15 protein-coding genes are annotated in these 15099 nt (G+C 72.3%); 7 read left to right on the top strand and 8 right to left on the bottom strand.

The annotated features are described in order from the left end of the window. Positions 1 to 9: 9 nt before the first annotated feature. Genes rsmD through KSO98_RS16445 form a run of 3 tightly spaced genes read right to left on the bottom strand, consistent with a single transcriptional unit; the run spans position 10 to position 4498 of the window. Positions 10 to 582, bottom strand: coding sequence for a 16S rRNA (guanine(966)-N(2))-methyltransferase RsmD (rsmD, locus tag KSO98_RS16455; protein WP_225286790.1), 573 nt, complete (start codon positions 580 to 582; stop codon positions 10 to 12). Further along, positions 579 to 2828 carry an ATP-dependent DNA helicase RecG gene (locus tag KSO98_RS16450; RefSeq protein ID WP_225286789.1) on the bottom strand — a complete coding sequence of 750 codons (2250 nt, stop codon included), beginning with the start codon at positions 2826 to 2828 and terminating at the stop codon, positions 579 to 581. Before KSO98_RS16450 ends, rsmD begins: the two co-directional genes overlap by 4 nt. Then, positions 2825 to 4498: a DAK2 domain-containing protein gene (locus tag KSO98_RS16445; RefSeq protein WP_225286848.1), complete on the bottom strand. Its 1674-nt coding sequence runs from the start codon at positions 4496 to 4498 to the stop codon at positions 2825 to 2827. Before KSO98_RS16445 ends, KSO98_RS16450 begins: the two co-directional genes overlap by 4 nt. Before the next feature lie 194 nt (positions 4499 to 4692). Here KSO98_RS16445 and rpmB point away from each other — a divergent pair, with 194 nt between their 5' ends. Both rpmB and KSO98_RS16435 read left to right on the top strand, forming a co-directional pair. Then, entirely contained in the window at positions 4693 to 4878 is a 186-nt protein-coding gene (gene rpmB / locus KSO98_RS16440; RefSeq protein WP_028645381.1) for a 50S ribosomal protein L28, read from the top strand. Between the two features lie 89 nt (positions 4879 to 4967). After that, on the top strand, positions 4968 to 5714 hold the full coding sequence (locus tag KSO98_RS16435; protein WP_225286788.1) for an RDD family protein: 747 nt from the start codon (positions 4968 to 4970) through the stop codon (positions 5712 to 5714). Here the strand turns inward: KSO98_RS16435 and KSO98_RS16430 are convergent. After that, positions 5711 to 6661, bottom strand: a complete 951-nt coding sequence (locus tag KSO98_RS16430; RefSeq protein ID WP_225286787.1) for a thiamine-phosphate kinase — start codon at positions 6659 to 6661, stop codon at positions 5711 to 5713. The two genes, KSO98_RS16435 and KSO98_RS16430, sit on opposite strands and share 4 nt — an antisense overlap. A gap of 96 nt (positions 6662 to 6757) precedes the next feature. Between KSO98_RS16430 and KSO98_RS16425 the strand changes: the two genes are divergently transcribed. Both KSO98_RS16425 and KSO98_RS16420 read left to right on the top strand, forming a co-directional pair. Then, positions 6758 to 6994 carry an Lrp/AsnC ligand binding domain-containing protein gene (locus KSO98_RS16425; RefSeq protein ID WP_225286786.1) on the top strand — a complete coding sequence of 79 codons (237 nt, stop codon included), beginning with the start codon at positions 6758 to 6760 and terminating at the stop codon, positions 6992 to 6994. Positions 6995 to 7021: 27 nt separating this feature from the next. Further along, complete coding sequence (locus KSO98_RS16420) at positions 7022 to 7963, top strand: D-alanine--D-alanine ligase family protein (protein WP_225286784.1); 942 nt, start codon at positions 7022 to 7024, stop codon at positions 7961 to 7963. A 191-nt stretch (positions 7964 to 8154) separates the two neighbouring features. Here the strand turns inward: KSO98_RS16420 and KSO98_RS16415 are convergent, their stop codons facing one another. The 3 genes from KSO98_RS16415 to KSO98_RS16405 form a co-directional block, all read right to left on the bottom strand. After that, the gene (locus tag KSO98_RS16415; protein WP_225286783.1) at positions 8155 to 8670 is read right to left on the bottom strand and encodes a GNAT family N-acetyltransferase; all 516 of its coding nucleotides are present in this window, start codon (positions 8668 to 8670) and stop codon (positions 8155 to 8157) included. Positions 8671 to 8788: 118 nt separating this feature from the next. Further along, positions 8789 to 9868 (bottom strand): D-alanine--D-alanine ligase family protein, encoded by a 1080-nt coding sequence (locus KSO98_RS16410; protein ID WP_225286782.1) that lies wholly within the window; start codon positions 9866 to 9868, stop codon positions 8789 to 8791. Between the two features lie 94 nt (positions 9869 to 9962). Further along, on the bottom strand, positions 9963 to 11327 hold the full coding sequence (locus tag KSO98_RS16405; RefSeq protein WP_225286781.1) for a UDP-N-acetylmuramoyl-tripeptide--D-alanyl-D-alanine ligase: 1365 nt from the start codon (positions 11325 to 11327) through the stop codon (positions 9963 to 9965). A gap of 53 nt (positions 11328 to 11380) precedes the next feature. On the opposite strand from KSO98_RS16405, the gene KSO98_RS16400 reads away from it, so the two are divergent. The 3 genes from KSO98_RS16400 to KSO98_RS16390 are packed head-to-tail and all read left to right on the top strand — an operon-like array spanning position 11381 to position 13755. Next, positions 11381 to 12448, top strand: coding sequence for a trans-sulfuration enzyme family protein (locus tag KSO98_RS16400; RefSeq protein ID WP_225286780.1), 1068 nt, complete (start codon positions 11381 to 11383; stop codon positions 12446 to 12448). 8 nt (positions 12449 to 12456) lie between these two features. Continuing rightward, positions 12457 to 12894 (top strand): GNAT family N-acetyltransferase, encoded by a 438-nt coding sequence (locus KSO98_RS16395; protein WP_225286779.1) that lies wholly within the window; start codon positions 12457 to 12459, stop codon positions 12892 to 12894. Positions 12895 to 12951: 57 nt separating this feature from the next. Continuing rightward, positions 12952 to 13755 (top strand): PP2C family protein-serine/threonine phosphatase, encoded by an 804-nt coding sequence (locus KSO98_RS16390; RefSeq protein ID WP_225286778.1) that lies wholly within the window; start codon positions 12952 to 12954, stop codon positions 13753 to 13755. 36 nt (positions 13756 to 13791) lie between these two features. On the opposite strand, the gene KSO98_RS16385 is transcribed toward KSO98_RS16390, so the two are convergent. Continuing rightward, positions 13792 to 15066, bottom strand: a complete 1275-nt coding sequence (locus KSO98_RS16385; protein WP_225286777.1) for a sensor domain-containing phosphodiesterase — start codon at positions 15064 to 15066, stop codon at positions 13792 to 13794. Positions 15067 to 15099: the final 33 nt, after the last annotated feature.

The raw sequence follows: 15099 nt of genomic DNA, 5'->3' as shown, positions 1-15099 counted from the left end.
GGGGTCGAGTCAGGAGCTCGGGGTTGCTGCGTGACCGTACCAAAGCGTGGTCTCGCCGTACTTCTTGCTCCGGATGTCCTCGATCACGTCCGGCCAGGTCGGCTCCGGACTGCGCGAGCCACGCTCGACGACCACCAGCGCGCCCGGCACCAGCCAGTCGTTGTGCGCCAGTGCAGCGAGGTCGGCGGCGAGCGCCTCCTCGGTGAGCGGATAGGGCGGGTCGAGGAAGACGATGTCGTACGGAGCCATCGGTGGTTTGGCGAGCGCGGTGGAGACCGCGGTCGCGATGACGTTGGCGCGCGGGAAGCCGATGGTGGCGGCGTTGGTGGCGATGAGCGCAGCGGTCTTCTTGTCCTGCTCGACCATCGTCACGATGCCGGCACCGCGCGACCAGGCCTCGAGTCCCACGGCGCCGCTGCCGGCGTAGAGGTCGAGGAACCGCAGGCCCTGCAGGGAGCCGCACCACGACTCGATCGCCGAGAACAGCGCCTCGCGCACCCGGTCGCTCGTGGGCCTGGTCCGGGCGCCACGTGGCGTGGTGAGGCGACGTCCGCCCGCGGCACCCCCGATGATCCGCGTCACGACTTCTCCATGTACTCGGCTTGGATGCTGTTCTCGATCTCGTGCACCACCGCCGCGAGTCGCGGAGCGTGACGCAGGTCCACATCTTTGTCCAAGAGCTCCGCGGCTGCGGCACGGGCCTCCACGATCGTCTCCTCGTCACGCAGGACGCGGAGGTTGCGTAGGCTGGAGCGGCCGCCCGACTGGTTGGCGCCGAGGACGTCGCCCTCGCGGCGCAGCTCCAGGTCGACCTGGGAGAGCACGAAGCCGTCGGTGGTGCTCGCCACCGCATCCAGTCGCGCCCGTGCGGGCGTGTCGTACGAGGCGTGCGAGACCAGGAGGCACAGGCCCGGGAGGCCGCCACGACCGACCCGGCCGCGCAGCTGGTGGAGCTGGGAGACGCCGAAGCGCTCGGCGTCGACGATCACCATCGCGGTCGCGTTGGCGACGTCGACACCGACCTCGATGACCGTCGTGGACACGAGCACGTCGATCTCGCCGGCGGCGAAGGCGCGCATGGTGCGCTCCTTCTCCTCGGGCGGCAGCCTGCCGTGCAGGAGGGCCACCCGCAGGCCGTGCAGCGGTCCGGCGCTCAGCTCCGCGGCGAGCTCGGTGACCGCGGCGAGCGGCCGGGACGGCTCCTTGATCGGGTTGCCGTCCTCGTCCAGGTCGACGGCGTCGGTCTCCCCCTGCTCGGCGTCGTCGCCGCTGATGCGGGGCGCGACGACGTACGCCTGATGGCCTTTGCCGACCTCCTCGCGGACCCGCTCCCACACGCGGTCGATCCACTGCGGCCGCTCGGACAGCGGGACGAGGTTGGTCTGGATCGGGGCTCGGCCCGCGGGCAGCTCGGTGAGGGTGGAGACCTCGAGGTCACCGAAGACGGTCATCGCGACGGTGCGCGGGATCGGGGTCGCGGTCATGACCAGGACGTGCGGCGGGGCGCCGGCCTTGTCGGTCAGCGCGGCGCGCTGCTCGACGCCGAACCGGTGCTGCTCGTCGACCACCACGAGGCCGAGGTCGTCGAAGATGACCTTGTCCTGGAGCAGGGCGTGGGTGCCGATGACGATGCCGGCCTCGCCGATCGCGATCCGGCTCAGCGGCTCGGTGCGCTGGGCCTTGGTCATCGAGCCGGTGAGCAGCTCGACGGTGGTGCCGCCGCCGAGCAGGCCACCCGCGACGAGACTCCCCCCATTGACTGCGGCGAGCATGGCGTTGATCGACCGGTAGTGCTGCTGGGCGAGCACCTCGGTGGGGGCGAGCAGGGCGGCCTGGCCACCGGAGTCGACGACCTTGAGCATCGCGCGCAGCGCGACCAGCGTCTTGCCGGACCCGACCTCGCCCTGGAGCAGGCGGTTCATCGGACGGGGCTGGGCGAGGTCGCGCTCGATCTCCTCCCCCACCTGGCGTTGGCCCGCGGTCAGGGTGAAGGGCAGGGTCGCGTCGAAGCGCTCCAGCAGATCGCCCGCGCCGCCCGTACGAGCCTGCGCGCCCTGCGCCTGGAGCGCGCGCCGGCGCCGCCCGAGCACGAGCTGGAGCGTGACCGCCTCCGCGAACCGGAAGCGGCGCTGGGCCGCCTCGACCTCCTCGAAGGAGGCGGGCTGGTGGATCTGGTCGAAGGCCTCGCGCAGGTCGAGGATCTGATAGGCCTGCTTGAGATGGTCGGGAAGCGGGTCCTCGATGCCCGTGACGACCTCCCGGGCGAACCGGATCGCGCGCTGGAGGTCCCACGACAGCACGCCGGCCGTGAGCGGGTAGATCGGGAAGACGTCAGTGAGCGCCTCGATCGTCATCGCGGCGTCGTCCGGGACCTGAGCGCCGTCGTCGGCGTTGCCGAAGAGGACCATCTGCGGGTGCGTCAGCTGCCAGCGGTTGTTGAACGTGCCGGCTTTGCCGATGAAGACGCCGCGGGTGCCGGGAGCGAGCATGCGCTGGTAGTGGTCGGCGTACCAGGGCTTCTTGAGGAAGAACGTCATCGAGAGCCGCGGCCCGTCGGTCTGGAGAAGAGCCTCGACCCGGTACGCCGTCCTCCCGGTCTTCCGATCGGAGTAGGTCGCCACCTTGCTGTCGACGATCTCGCCCAGGACGGTGAGCATTAGCCCTTCCTGGAGATCCGCGACCGAGGTGAGCTTGGCGGTGTTGAGATACCGGCGCGGGAAGTGGTGGAGCAGGTCGCCGACCGTGCGGAGCTTGAGCCCGGTGACGATCTTCTCGGCCTTCTTGTTGTCGCCGAGGACCGCCTGGACGGGCGAGTCGAGAGTGATCACTCGACCGCCACCAGCAGCGGGTAGCGGGCCTGACCTCCGTCGTAGGTGACGACGTCGACGAGGTGGTGGTGCTCGGCGACCCAGGCCTCGACCGCGGCCGCCAGCGCCCCCTCGGGGTCGCCGGCGCCGGAGACGAGGGTGACCAGCTCGCCGCCCGCACCGATGAGGCGGCCCAGCACGTCGAGCGCGACCTCCTCCAGGTCGCCGCCGACGCGGACGAACTCGCCATCGATGACGCCGAGGGTGTCCCCCGGGGCGCAGGGGCCCGCGGTGGTGAGGGCCTGCTGCTCGGCGACGGTGATCGCGCCGTGCCGGGTGTGGCGGGCGGTCGCCGTCATCTCGAGCACATCACGATCGAACGTCGCGCTCGGGTCGTGGACGGCGAGCGCCGCGACGCCCTGCACCTGCGCGACGGTCGGGATGACGGCGACCCTGATGCCGAGATCGAGCTCGACGGTGCGCGCCGCGGCCTCGGCATGGCGCTGGGTGCGCTCGTCGTTGGGCAGCACGATCACCTCGGCGGCACCCGTGTCGGTGAGCGCGGTGATCAGGTCCGCGGTGGTGGGACGCGAGGCCACCGCGACGGCGCCGGCCTCGGCGAAGAGCTCGGCCAGGCCCGGTCCGCCGGCGACCGCGACGACGGCGCGGCCCGTACGGGTCGGGACCGGGGCCGGCGGGCGCGGCGCGATGGCGCGGCCCTGCTCCTGGCTCTGGCCCTGCCCCGGGGCGCTGGTCAGATCCGCGCCGTACCGGTTGATCTGCTCGGCGAAGTGGGTGACCTTCACCCGGTGGGGGCGGCCGGCGACGATGCCGGCCTCGATCGCGGCGCCCACGTCGTCGACGTGGACATGCACGTTCCACAGCCCGTCGCCGCCGACCACGACCAGCGAGTCACCGAGGGTGCCGAGCGTGGCGCGCAGGGCGGTCACCGCGACGTCGTCGGCGTCGAGGAGATACATCACCTCGTACGCCGGTCCGTCCTCGGTCAGGTCTGCCTGCGGCGTGGGCGGCATCGCGGGGCGTGCCCGCACGACGGCCGGGAGCGGCGCGGGGCGGCGGCCGGTCAGGGCATGGTCGACGGAGTCGAGCAGGACGCTGATCCCGCGCCCGCCGGCGTCGACGACGCCGGCCTCGGCCAGGCGGGGCAGCTGGTGCGGCGTCTGCTCCAAGGCGATGCGCGCGCAGCGGGCGGCGACCGCGATCACGTCCCGGGTCTTGGTCTCCGGCCGCTGCGCCTCGGCCCAGGCGGCCTCCGCGGCCAGTCGGCACACCGTCAGCATCGTGCCCTCGACCGGGACGGCGACCGCGCGGTAGGCGGCCTCGCTGCCGACCCTGAGCGCGTCGGCGAAGACCAGCGCATAGCGCTCGCCGGCCTCCGCGGTGGCGAGGCGGCGCAGCGCCGCCCCCAGCATCTCCGAGAGGATCACGCCGGAGTTGCCGCGAGCGCCGAGGAGCGCACCGCGCGCGTACGCCACGAGCGCCTCGCGCGGGTCGTCGGTGGCGGTCGCAGCGAGCGCGTCGCGGGCCGCGGCCGCGGTCAGGTAGAGGTTCGTACCGGTGTCGGCATCGGGGACCGGGTAGACGTTGAGCCCGTCGATCTCCTCGCGATGCTCTCCCAGGGCGTCCGCCACCAGGCCGGCGAAGCGACGGATGACCGCCAGGTCCAGCATCGCCACCGTCCCTCCGCCCCGTCTTTCACCGTAAGATCGCAAGGCCCACAGAGTAGTGGGGATTGCCGCGATTTCGATCGTGGGCCGCCGATCGGCTACTCTCGTTCGGTTGCCAGCGCCGGGTCGACGCACTTCCGTGTCGGTCCGCCAGGTGACAACTCAGACCTAGACATTCGATTTTTCAGGAGTTCACGGTGGCTGCCGTTTGCGACATCTGCGCCAAGAAGCCGGGCTTCGGCAACAACCGCCCGTGGTCCCGCAAGATCACGAAGCGCCGCTTCGACCCGAACATCCAGCGTGTTCGCGCCACGGTCAACGGCACCCCGAAGCGCCTCAACGTCTGCACCGGCTGCCTCAAGGCCGGCAAGGTCAGCCGCTGACCTGCTGACGTACATCAGCGTCCGATGGGCGCGGATCCACTCCGGTGGGTCCGCGCCCATCGTCGTTTCTGCTCGATAGTCTCAGCCGCGTGAGCGAGATACCCGCCGGCTGGTTCCCCGATCCGTCCGGCGCCCCCGGGATGCTGCGGTACTGGGACGGCGCCGCCTGGACCGGCCATGTGCACCAGCAGGTCGTGCCTGCGGCGTACGGGCAGGCGTACGGGACCGTGCCCGCGCGCTTCCAGCCGACCACGCCCGACGGCGAGCCCCTCGCCGGCTGGTGGCACCGGGTCGGCGCCACCGCGCTCGACAGCGTCTTCGGCGCGATGCTCAGCATCGTCATCAGCATCCCCGCCCAGATGTCGATGCAGCGACAGATGGACCGGCTCGGCACCGAGTTCCAGCGCCGCCTCGACGCCGACGACCCGCACGCGCTGTCGTGGTTCTTCCATCACCTGCTGGACGTCTACCGCGACCGGCTGTGGATCTACCTCGTCCCGGCCGTGATCCTCGTGCTCGGGCAGGCCGCGTTCCTGCACTACCGCGGGGGCACGCCCGGGCAGCTCATCACCGGCCTCCGCACGCGGCTGCGGGAGCGTCCGGGTCCGCTCTCGTGGGGCCGGGCCATCGCGCGCGGGGCGGCGTACCTGGGGATGCCGATCGTCCTGGAGGTGATCGGGCTCGCCTCCGGCTCGTGGGCGGTGCTGCTCCCGATGCTCGCCCTGATGTCGATCTGGGGGCTGCTCAACCCGCTGTGGGCGGCGTGGGACGGCGACCGGAAGGCGCTGCACGACAAGCTGGTCGGCACCAACGTCGTGCGGGTACGCCGCGACTAGAAGTGGGTCCAGCCGGTGGTGCCCTCGTACGCAGCGCCGTCGACCGTGACGCCCTCCCCGTCAGCGACGGCGCCGATCACACGGAACCCCTCGGGCAGCGGCGCGCCCGCCGGGAAGGTGACCAGCAGCGCGTGGTCGTCTCCCCCGCCCAGGACGAAGCTGATCGGGTCCGCCCCGGTGGCGGCCGCGACCGCGTGCAGCGGCTCGGGGACCTCCAGGTCCGCTGTGTGGACGTCGATCGCGACGCCGGAGGCGGTGCCCAGATGCGCGCACTCCGACAGCAGGCCGTCGGAGACGTCGATCATCGCGGTGGCACCGGACGCCGCGGCGGCGGGGCCGGCCCAGTAGGGCGGCTCGGGGTGGCGGTACGCGTCGACGAGGACCCGCGGGGAGCGGAAGCCACGGCCCAGCACCGCCAGGCCGCCGGCGGCCCAGCCCTGCCGGCCCGCGAGGGCGACCACGTCTCCGGGACGCGCGCCACTGCGCAGGACGGGCGCCTGGGCGACCGCGCCGATCACGGTCACCGCGATCACCACCTGATCGGCGCGCGTGATGTCACCGCCGACCACGCTCGCGCCGACGAGGGCGCACTCCTCGGCGAATCCCTGGGCGAAGTCGAGGGCCCACGACGCAGGGAGATCCGCGGGAGCGGCCAGGCCGATGGTCAGCGAGTGAGCGGTGCCGCCCATGGCGTTGATGTCGGAGAGGTTCTGCGCGGCGGCGCGGCGACCCACGTCGTACCCGCTGGCCCAATCGCGCCGGAAGTGGCGCCCCTCGACCATCAGATCGCTCGACACCACGACGTGGCCCTGCCTGATCCGCAGCAGTGCGGCGTCGTCACCGGGGCCCACCAGGACGTGCTCACCCTGGGGGAAGTGGGCCACCAGCTGCCCGATCAGGCCGAACTCGCCGAGGTCCCCGAGGGTCTGCCCAGCCGTCTGTTCCATGTTCATGCTCCTATCCAACCGTGTGCGCTGTCGGTGGCTCGGTATAGGTTGAACGGCGGACCGGCGCGGGGCCGGCTCGACGGAAGGTGAGCAACGATGGTCGTCCAGGCATACATCTTGATCCAGACCGACGTCGGCAAGGCCGCTCAGGTGGCCACCGCGATCGCAGCCGTCCAGGGCGTGACGCAGGCCGACGACGTGACCGGGCCGTACGACGTGATCGTCCGCGCCGAGGCCAAGACCGTCGACGAGCTCGGCAAGATGGTCGTCGCCAAGATCCAGACGCTCGAGGGCATCACGCGCACGCTGACCTGCCCTGTCGTCAACATCTGATCCCCTTTTCCTGATCTGGAGCTGTACATGAGTGGTCTGGTCGCCGTCATCGCCGGTGGTCTCTCGCACGAGCGCGACGTCTCGCTGGCCTCGGGCCGCAACCTGGTGCGTGAGCTGCGCGCCGAAGGCGTCGACGTGGCCGCGTACGACTTCGATCGCAACCTGCTCAACCACCTGGAGCGCGACAAGGTGGCCGTCGCGCTGCCGGCGCTGCACGGGCAGTTCGGCGAGGACGGCGAGATCCAGACCCTGCTCGAGCTGATCGACATGCCGTTCGTGGGCAGCACGTCGCGGGCCTGCCGGGTGGCGTTCGACAAGGGCACCTCACGCGAGCTCCTGCGCCGTGCGGGGATCCCCGTGCCGGACTCGGTCGGCCTGTCGGCGCAGACCTTCCGCGACATCGGCCCCACCGCGCTGATGGAGCATGTCCTCGACCGGCTCGGCGAGCGGGTCGTGGTGAAGCCCTCGCAGGGCGGGTCCGCGCTCGGCGTCAGCGGCGTCGACGGCCTCGGCGAGCTGCCGTCGGCCCTGGTCGGCACGTACGCCTACCACGACGACGCGCTCATCGAGCGCTTCTACAAGGGCGTCGACGTCTCGGTGGTCGTGCTGGAGAGCGACGAGGGCCTGATCTCGCTGGACCCGATCGCGATCGACTTCACCAAGGGCCACGAGTTCGACTTCGCCGCGCGCTACACCGCCGAGTTCGTCGGGCTGTCGGTGCCGAGCCTGCCCGAGGAGCTGCTGGAGGAGCTGCGCGAGACCGCTCGTACGGCCCACCGGGTGCTGGGCCTGCGCGACCTGTCGCGCTCGGACTTCATCGTCTCCCCCGACGGGTCCTTCGTGCTGCTCGAGACCGCTGTCACCCCGGGCTCGACCGAGACCTCGGTCTTCCCGTTCGCCTGCACCCAGGCCGGCACGTCGCTCGGCGCGGTCACCAAGGCCCTGGTCGAGCGGGCCCTCGCCCGCTGACCCGGCCCTCCGGCACCGCCGATCCGGCCCTCCAGCACCGCCGACCCGGCCCTCCAGCACCGCCGACCCGGCCCTCCGGCCCCGCTGACCCGGCCCTCCGGCACCGCCGACTCGGCCCTCCAGCACCGCCGTGCCCGACGGCCGAGTCAAGGCATGCGCGGGGGCCGAGTCAGCCGTGTCCGACGGCCGAGTCAGCCATGCACGCGGGCCATCTCGATCTCCTGACCGATCTTCCCGGTGAACGAGCGGCCGCTCTCGGTGAATCCGCAACGGCGATACGTCGCCCGGGCGCGGTGGTTGTCAGCGTGCACATAGAGCCGAAGCCGCTCGACGCCGTTCGCTGAGGCCCACGCCTGGATCGCGGCGAGCAGGGACTCGAAGGCACCCGCTCCCCGGTGGTCGGGGTGCACCCAGACGCCGACGACGTGGGCCTGGAGCTGCTCGATCGGCTGACCCTCGAAGTAGTCGGCGCCCGGCTCCTCCCGCAGGCCGGTGGCAGTGCCGATCCAGCGACCCGTCGAGGGATCGCTCGCAACGAACTGCGCCACCGTCGGGCCCTGGCTCGACCGGGCCGCGCGGCCCTGCCAGAAGTCGTCGGCCTCAGCGGCCGCGCCGTCGTACGTCTCGAGGAAGGCGATCGGGGCCGCGTCGTCCTTCAGCGCGTCGAGACGCAGTGCCTTGACCTCGCGCCACTCGTCACGGGTCACTCGCCGAACCACCACAGGCATGCGAGCCATCTCAGTGGAGTCCGACGGCCGACTCAACCTGTTTAAGGGCCGAGTCAGCGGTGCGGGACGGCCGAGTCGGCGGTGCGGGACGGCCGAGTCAGCGGAGGCCGAGGGGACGCTCGAGGGCGAGCTGGATGAGCTCGTCGATCAGCTGCGGGTAGGAGATCCCGGAGGCCTCCCACATCTTCGGGTACATCGAGATCGGGGTGAATCCGGGCATCGTGTTGATCTCGTTGATCGTGACATCGCCGGCATCGGTGACGAAGACGTCGACGCGGGAGATGCCCTCGCCACCGACCGCCTCGAAGGCCCGTACGGCGATGTCGCGCACCTTCTCCGCGACGTCGGAGGGGAGGTCGGCCGGGCACTCGGTGCGGGCCTGGGATGCGGAGAGGTACTTGGCCTCGAAATCGTAGAACTCGGCCTCCGCGTGATCGACCACGATCTCGCCGGGGACCGAGGCGCGCGGGGCAGCACCGCCGCGACCGCCCAGCACGGCGCACTCGATCTCGCGCCCCTCGAGGCCCTGCTCGACGAGCACCTTCGGGTCGTGGAAGGCGGCCTCCTCGACAGCGGCGGCGAGCTCGGAGATCTCGTCGACGCGGGTGACGCCGAGGGAGGAGCCGGCGCGGGCAGGCTTCACGTAGACCGGGAAGCGCAGCTCGTCGCTGACCCGCTTGGTGATCTCGCTCTGGCTGCGCTCCCAGGCACCGGGCGGGATCACCACGTAAGGGCCGACGGGCAGGCCGTGGCCGGCGAAGACGAGCTTCATGTAGTGCTTGTCCATGCCGACGGCCGAGGCGAGCACGCCGCAGCCGACGTAGCGTACGTCGGCCATCTCCAGCAGTCCCTGGATGGTGCCGTCCTCGCCGAACGGGCCGTGGAGCAGCGGGAAGACAACGTCGACGTCGCCGACCTCGCTGAGGCCGGTGACGGCGCGGCCGGAGTCCGCGGTGACCTCCGGCAGCCGGTCGGCCTTGAGCTCGAGGGCGCTCGGGTCGTCGCCGGCCAGCACCCACTGGCCCTCACGGGAGATGCCGACCGGTACGACGTCGTACTTGTCGCGGTCGATCGCCTTCATCACGCCGGCGGCGGTGGCTGCCGAGATCGAGTGCTCGCCGGAGCGGCCGCCGAAGAGGAGGGCGACCCGGACCTTGCGCTGCTGCTCAGACGACATGCCGAGAAGATTAGAGGAGCGAGTGCGGGCCACCGCGAGCGAGGCAGAAGCTCAGGCGCCGGCAGCGAGTGAGCGACCCCGGGCACGCAGCGCGCTAGAGAAGGGCCTCGGCAACGTCGTACAGGCGCGCGCCGTTGGACGCCTTGAAGAGAACCGCGTCACCGTCGGTGACCTGCGCGCGCAGGTACGCGACGGCGGCGGCGTTGTTGGGCAGCGCGGTGGCGCGTGCGCCCGCACCGGTCGCGATCCCGCTCGCCGCCTCCCCCACCACCACGATCCGGTCGATGCCCAGCTCGACGGCGTAGCCGCCGATCGCGAGGTGGGCCTCCTCCGCCTCGGAGCCGAGCTCCTTCATCTCGCCCAGCACGGCGATCGTGCGGCGGACGTCGGGGTCCTCGCCGATCGCCGCGAGCGCATCGAGCCCGGCGCGCATCGAGTCGGGGTTGGCGTTGTAGGCGTCGTTGAGCACGATCACGCCCGAGCTCAGCTCGTGCAGCTCCATCCGCCACTTGGAGAGTGTCTCGACCTCGGCGAGCGCCGCGCCGATCTGCGCGGGGGTGAGCCCGGCGGCCATCGCCGCGGTGGCCGCGGCAGCGGCGTTGAGGGCCTGGTGGGCACCGACCAGCTTGAGCGTCACCGGCACCGTGGCTCCCGACGCCACCAGCGTGAAGGAGGGCCGGCCGAGCCGGTCGAGCGTCAGGTCCTCGACCCGTACGTCCGCCTCCTGCTCGCGCCCGAAGGTGAGCACCCGGGCATGGGTACGCGCCGCCATCGCGGCGACCCGGTGGTCGTCGGCATTGAGGACCGCGACCGAGGTGGCGGCCTCGACCAGCTCGCCCTTCGCCTCGGCGATCGCCTCGCGCGATCCGAACTCCCCGATGTGCGCGTGCCCGACGTTGAGCACCATCCCGATGTCGGGGGTGACGATCGCGGCCAGCTCGGCGATGTGCCCCTTGCCGCGGGCGCCCATCTCCAGGACCAGGTAGCGGGTCGACGCGTCGACCCGCAGCGCGGTGAGCGGCATCCCGATCTCGTTGTTGTACGAGCCACGCGTGGCCACCGTCGGCGCGGCGCTCGCCAGCACGGCGGCGAGCAGGTCCTTGGCCGAGGTCTTGCCCTGCGATCCGGTGATGCCGACGACGGTCAGGCCGCCTGCGTCACGGACCCGCGCGACGACCGCGGCGGCCAGCGCCTGGAGCGCCGCCTGGACGTCGGCGACGACGATCGTCGGCAGCTCGGTGGCCCGGGTCCCGAGGACGGCGACGGCGCCCCCGGCGGCCGCCTGCGGGACGTGGAGATGACCGTCGGTGCGCTCGCCGGCGAACGCGACGAAGAGGCTCCCGGGGCCGGCCTCGCGACCGTCGATGACGACCGGGCCGTCGACCACGACCGGACGATCCGCCCCCTCGAGGGTCCCGCCGGTGATGGCCGCGATCTCGGGGAGGGTCAGGGCGATCATGGTGCCAAACCCTAGCCCGCGCCGTCACTCACCCGCTCCCCTAGTGTGTTGCCATGGCCGACCAGATCAAGCCCGCGACCGTCGCCGTCCACGCCGGGCGCCCTCCCCGCGAGATCGACCAGGCGCTCAACGTCCCGATCACGATGGCGTCGACCTACGTCGCCGGCGGGGACAAGGAGTACGGGCGCTACGCCAACGACACCTGGTCGGCCTTCGAGGAGGCACTGGGCGCCCTCGAGGGCGGCAAGGCGCTCACCTTCGCCAGCGGCCTGTCCGCGGTCGCGACCATCCTCGACCTGGTCAACGACTCGGTCGTCGTGGCGGGTCAGTCCTACCAGGGCACGATCGGGCAGCTGGCCGACCTCGAGGCGCGCGGCCGGCTGACCGCGCGGCTCGTCGACATCACCGACACCGCGGGCGTCGTCGCGGCGCTCGACGACGACGTCGCCCTGCTGTGGATCGAGTCGCCCACCAACCCGGGGATGGCGCTCGCCGACCTGCCCGCGCTCATCGCCGCCGCGCACGACGCCGGTGTCCAGGTGGTGGTCGACAACACCTTCGCCACTCCCCTGCTCCAGCAGCCCCTCGCGCTCGGCGCGGACATCGTGGTGCACTCCGCGACCAAGTACCTCGCCGGGCACTCGGACGCCGTGATGGGCGCGATCGTCGTACCGGACACCGACGAGGGCCGAGCGCTGTGGGACGTGCTCAAGGGCCGCCGCGACCTGATCGGCGCGATCCCCGGCACGATGGAGGCCTGGCTGGCCCTGCGCGGTCTTCGCACGCTCTCGCTGCGGGTCGAGCGGGCCGCGGCCAACGCGGCCGACCTCGCCGCCCGTCTCGCCGAGCACCCGGCCGTCGAGGAGGTCCGCTACCCGGGCTTCGGCGGCATGCTCGCGATCGTGCTGCGGACGGCCGAGGCCGCCGAGGCCGTCACCCATGCGACGGACCTGTGGGTGCACGCGACGTCGTTGGGCGGGGTCGAGTCGACGTTCGAGCGTCGCCGGCGCTGGAAGACGGAGGACCAGAACGTCCCCGAGGGCCTGATCCGGCTCAGCGTCGGCATCGAGGACGTCGATGACCTGTGGGCCGATCTCGCCGGCGCCCTCGACCGTCTCTGAGTCGTCCGATGATCCGCCGGGCGGGCGCATCCGACACCGAGGCGTTGCTCGGCCTGATCCGGGCGTTCTACGTCGAGGACGGGCACCCGTACGACGAGGCGCACGTGCTGGGCGCCTTGGCGCCACTGCTGGCCGATGACACGTACGGGCAGGTCTGGCTGGTGTGCGCCGGCGACCCGCCGGCGCCTCTCGGCTATGCCGTCCTGACCTGGGGATGGGGCCTGGAGTCCGGCGGGCGCGAGGGGCTGATCGACGAGATCTTCACCGCCCGCCGTGGCGACGGGCTCGGCGCCGAGCTCCTGGAGCACGTCATCGGCGCGGCCCGCGAGGCCGGCTGCCGCACGCTCTTCCTCGAGACCGAGCGCGCCAACGACGCCGCCCGCCGCTTCTACGCACGCCACGGTCTGAGCGAGCAGGACTCCGTCTGGATGAGCCGGGGTGTCTAGGCGACCAGGGACCTTGGGCCCATAACCCCTGTCCACTCGCACTGTTTACTCTGAGACATGGTGTTGGAGCGATGGGCGCAACTGGTCGCCGATGAGCGCAGCGAGGCCTTCCTCGCCGCGCTCCGCGAGCGCCTTCAGCACCAGAGCCAGGTGCCACCGCTGCCGCCGGGCTGGCACGTGGAGTCGTCGATGATCCCCTCCGACGGCTTCGAGTACGGCGGCGACTTCTTCGTCGCCGACGTGACCCACGACGCGCTGCAGATGGTGCTGGTCGACGCCTGTGGGCACGGACCGGCCGCGATGCCCGACGCCGTCCAGTTCGCCGGCGCGCTCGGGGCCCTGGTCGACGCCCTGCCGGTCGAGCAGGTGATGACCGCGCTCAACGACTACGTCCTGCGCCGCTGCCGCGTCGACAGCTTCGTCACCGCGGTGCACGTCAACATCCGGCTGGCCGACGGGTCGTACTGCATCCGCAGCGCCGGGCACCCACCCGCGCTGCGCTGGTGCTCCGGGGGGCGCGAGTGGGTGGTCGACGGTGCCCGGGGCGCCGCTCTGGGACTCACCGACCACCCGGCGATGGAGGACACCCACGGGGTGCTCGAGCCGGGCGACGCATTGATGTTCTACACCGACGGCGTCGTCGAGGCGCGCGGCGCCGACATCGATGACGGCATCGACGCGTTGCGCGTGATCGCGCGCGACGTGGTCGCCCCCGGCTTCCGCGGGGCTCCCGCGCGCATCCTGGCCGACGTCCCGCGTGGCGAGGACGACCGGGCCGTGCTCATCCTGCGGCGCGAACCGGCCGGCGAGCCCGACACGGGCGCGGCCGGCTCGCCGCCGCCGTCGTCATCGACGCCGTAGTCGGTCGGCGCCGGCCCGCGGATCCGACCCAGCTCCTCAGGCCATCTCCGGGCGCTGGGCCCTGGCGGGCGCGACCCGACGCAGGAGAGCCGCTGCGGCGGCCACCACCAGGTCGCGGTCGTAGGTCACGACGTAGTCGAAGCGGCGCTCCGCGTCCGATGCCGGGTCGCCCAGGTCGCGAGCGAGGACCGCGCCCGCGAAGTGAGGGCCGACGACGGCCAGGCTCCACTCCTCGACGATCGGGTCGCCCGCGTCGATTGGCGCACCGACGACGCCCGACGCCGGGGACGGGGGCATCGCCTCGCCCAGGGCGACGACGAGCGCTGCCGAGCGCGCCAGCTCCGTGTAGCGGCGCGCGGTGGCCGGCGTGAACTGCCGCGCCTGCTGGAAGGTCGCCGCCACCACGGCCGGCGCACCCAGCGCCAGCGCCTGACGCTCGAGGTGCTTGCTCATCGCCACGAGCAACGGCTTGGTCGCCCGCTGCACGGCGCGTGAGCGCGCCACCAGCTCGTACGGCGTGTCGATGCGCCGCCACCGCGACGAGGGCAGCGGCGCCACCGGCGTCAGGGGGTCGGAGTCGGCGCTGTCCTGCTGCGGGAGCTCACCCGGCCGGCCGAAGAGCCAGCCCTGGCCGAGACGTGCGCCCATCTCGATCGCCAGCCGCTCGTGCTCCGGCGTCTCGATGCCTTCGGCAAGCACCGTCGCCCCGGTGCGCTCGGCCTGGGCGTTGACCGCGCTGATCACCTCGGCGACCTCGATGGTCGTGCGCTGCTGCACCAGGCTGAGGTCGAGCTTGAGCACGTCCGGCGCGAGGAACGGCATCAGCGCCAGGGAGGCCGGCTCGGCGCCGATGTCGTCCACGGCGATGCGCCAGCCGAACCCGCGTGCCGCGTCGGCCGCGGCGAGCAGGCCGGCGGGATCGGCGGCGAGTGCCCGCTCGGTGAACTCCACGACGACCGGCAGGCGACCCGCCAGGCGCTCAGCGAGAAGAGCGAACGCGGCGGGCATCGGCGTCGCGAGCGCGGCCGGCTCGACGTTGATGAACAGCGTGTACGGCGAGCCCAGTCCGGCGGCCTCGGCACCGGCGAGTGCCGCCGTGCGGCACGCCCAGTCGAGATCGGCGACACGGCCCGCGTCGCGCGCGGCGCTGAAGAGGTGGTCCGGTCGCTCGAGGGAGCTCCCCCGAGGGCCCCGAGCGAGGGCCTCGTAGCCCACCACCGTGCCGGAGGCGAGCTCGACGATCGGCTGGTAGACGGCCCTGATCCGCCCGTGTGCGAGGACGTGATCGAGTTCGGTGCGGTCCTGCGTCATCGTGTCCTCACGGGAGCTCGGTATGGTCCTCGC

The organism is Nocardioides nematodiphilus (assembly GCF_020216525.1).
GTDB lineage: Bacteria > Actinomycetota > Actinomycetes > Propionibacteriales > Nocardioidaceae > Nocardioides > Nocardioides nematodiphilus.
This window is presented reverse-complemented; position numbering and strand designations above follow the sequence as displayed.

Coding starts and splice junctions, on each gene's coding strand:
- KSO98_RS16445 (WP_225286848.1), bottom strand. CDS start 4,498: ATGCTGGACCTGGCGGTCATCCGTCGCTTCGCCGGCCTGGTGGCGGAC.
- KSO98_RS16430 (WP_225286787.1), bottom strand. CDS start 6,661: ATGGAACAGACGGCTGGGCAGACCCTCGGGGACCTCGGCGAGTTCGGC.
- KSO98_RS16425 (WP_225286786.1), top strand. CDS start 6,758: ATGGTCGTCCAGGCATACATCTTGATCCAGACCGACGTCGGCAAGGCC.
- KSO98_RS16420 (WP_225286784.1), top strand. CDS start 7,022: ATGAGTGGTCTGGTCGCCGTCATCGCCGGTGGTCTCTCGCACGAGCGC.
- KSO98_RS16410 (WP_225286782.1), bottom strand. CDS start 9,868: ATGTCGTCTGAGCAGCAGCGCAAGGTCCGGGTCGCCCTCCTCTTCGGC.
- KSO98_RS16405 (WP_225286781.1), bottom strand. CDS start 11,327: ATGATCGCCCTGACCCTCCCCGAGATCGCGGCCATCACCGGCGGGACC.
- KSO98_RS16400 (WP_225286780.1), top strand. CDS start 11,381: ATGGCCGACCAGATCAAGCCCGCGACCGTCGCCGTCCACGCCGGGCGC.
- KSO98_RS16395 (WP_225286779.1), top strand. CDS start 12,457: ATGATCCGCCGGGCGGGCGCATCCGACACCGAGGCGTTGCTCGGCCTG.
- KSO98_RS16390 (WP_225286778.1), top strand. CDS start 12,952: ATGGTGTTGGAGCGATGGGCGCAACTGGTCGCCGATGAGCGCAGCGAG.
- KSO98_RS16385 (WP_225286777.1), bottom strand. CDS start 15,066: ATGACGCAGGACCGCACCGAACTCGATCACGTCCTCGCACACGGGCGG.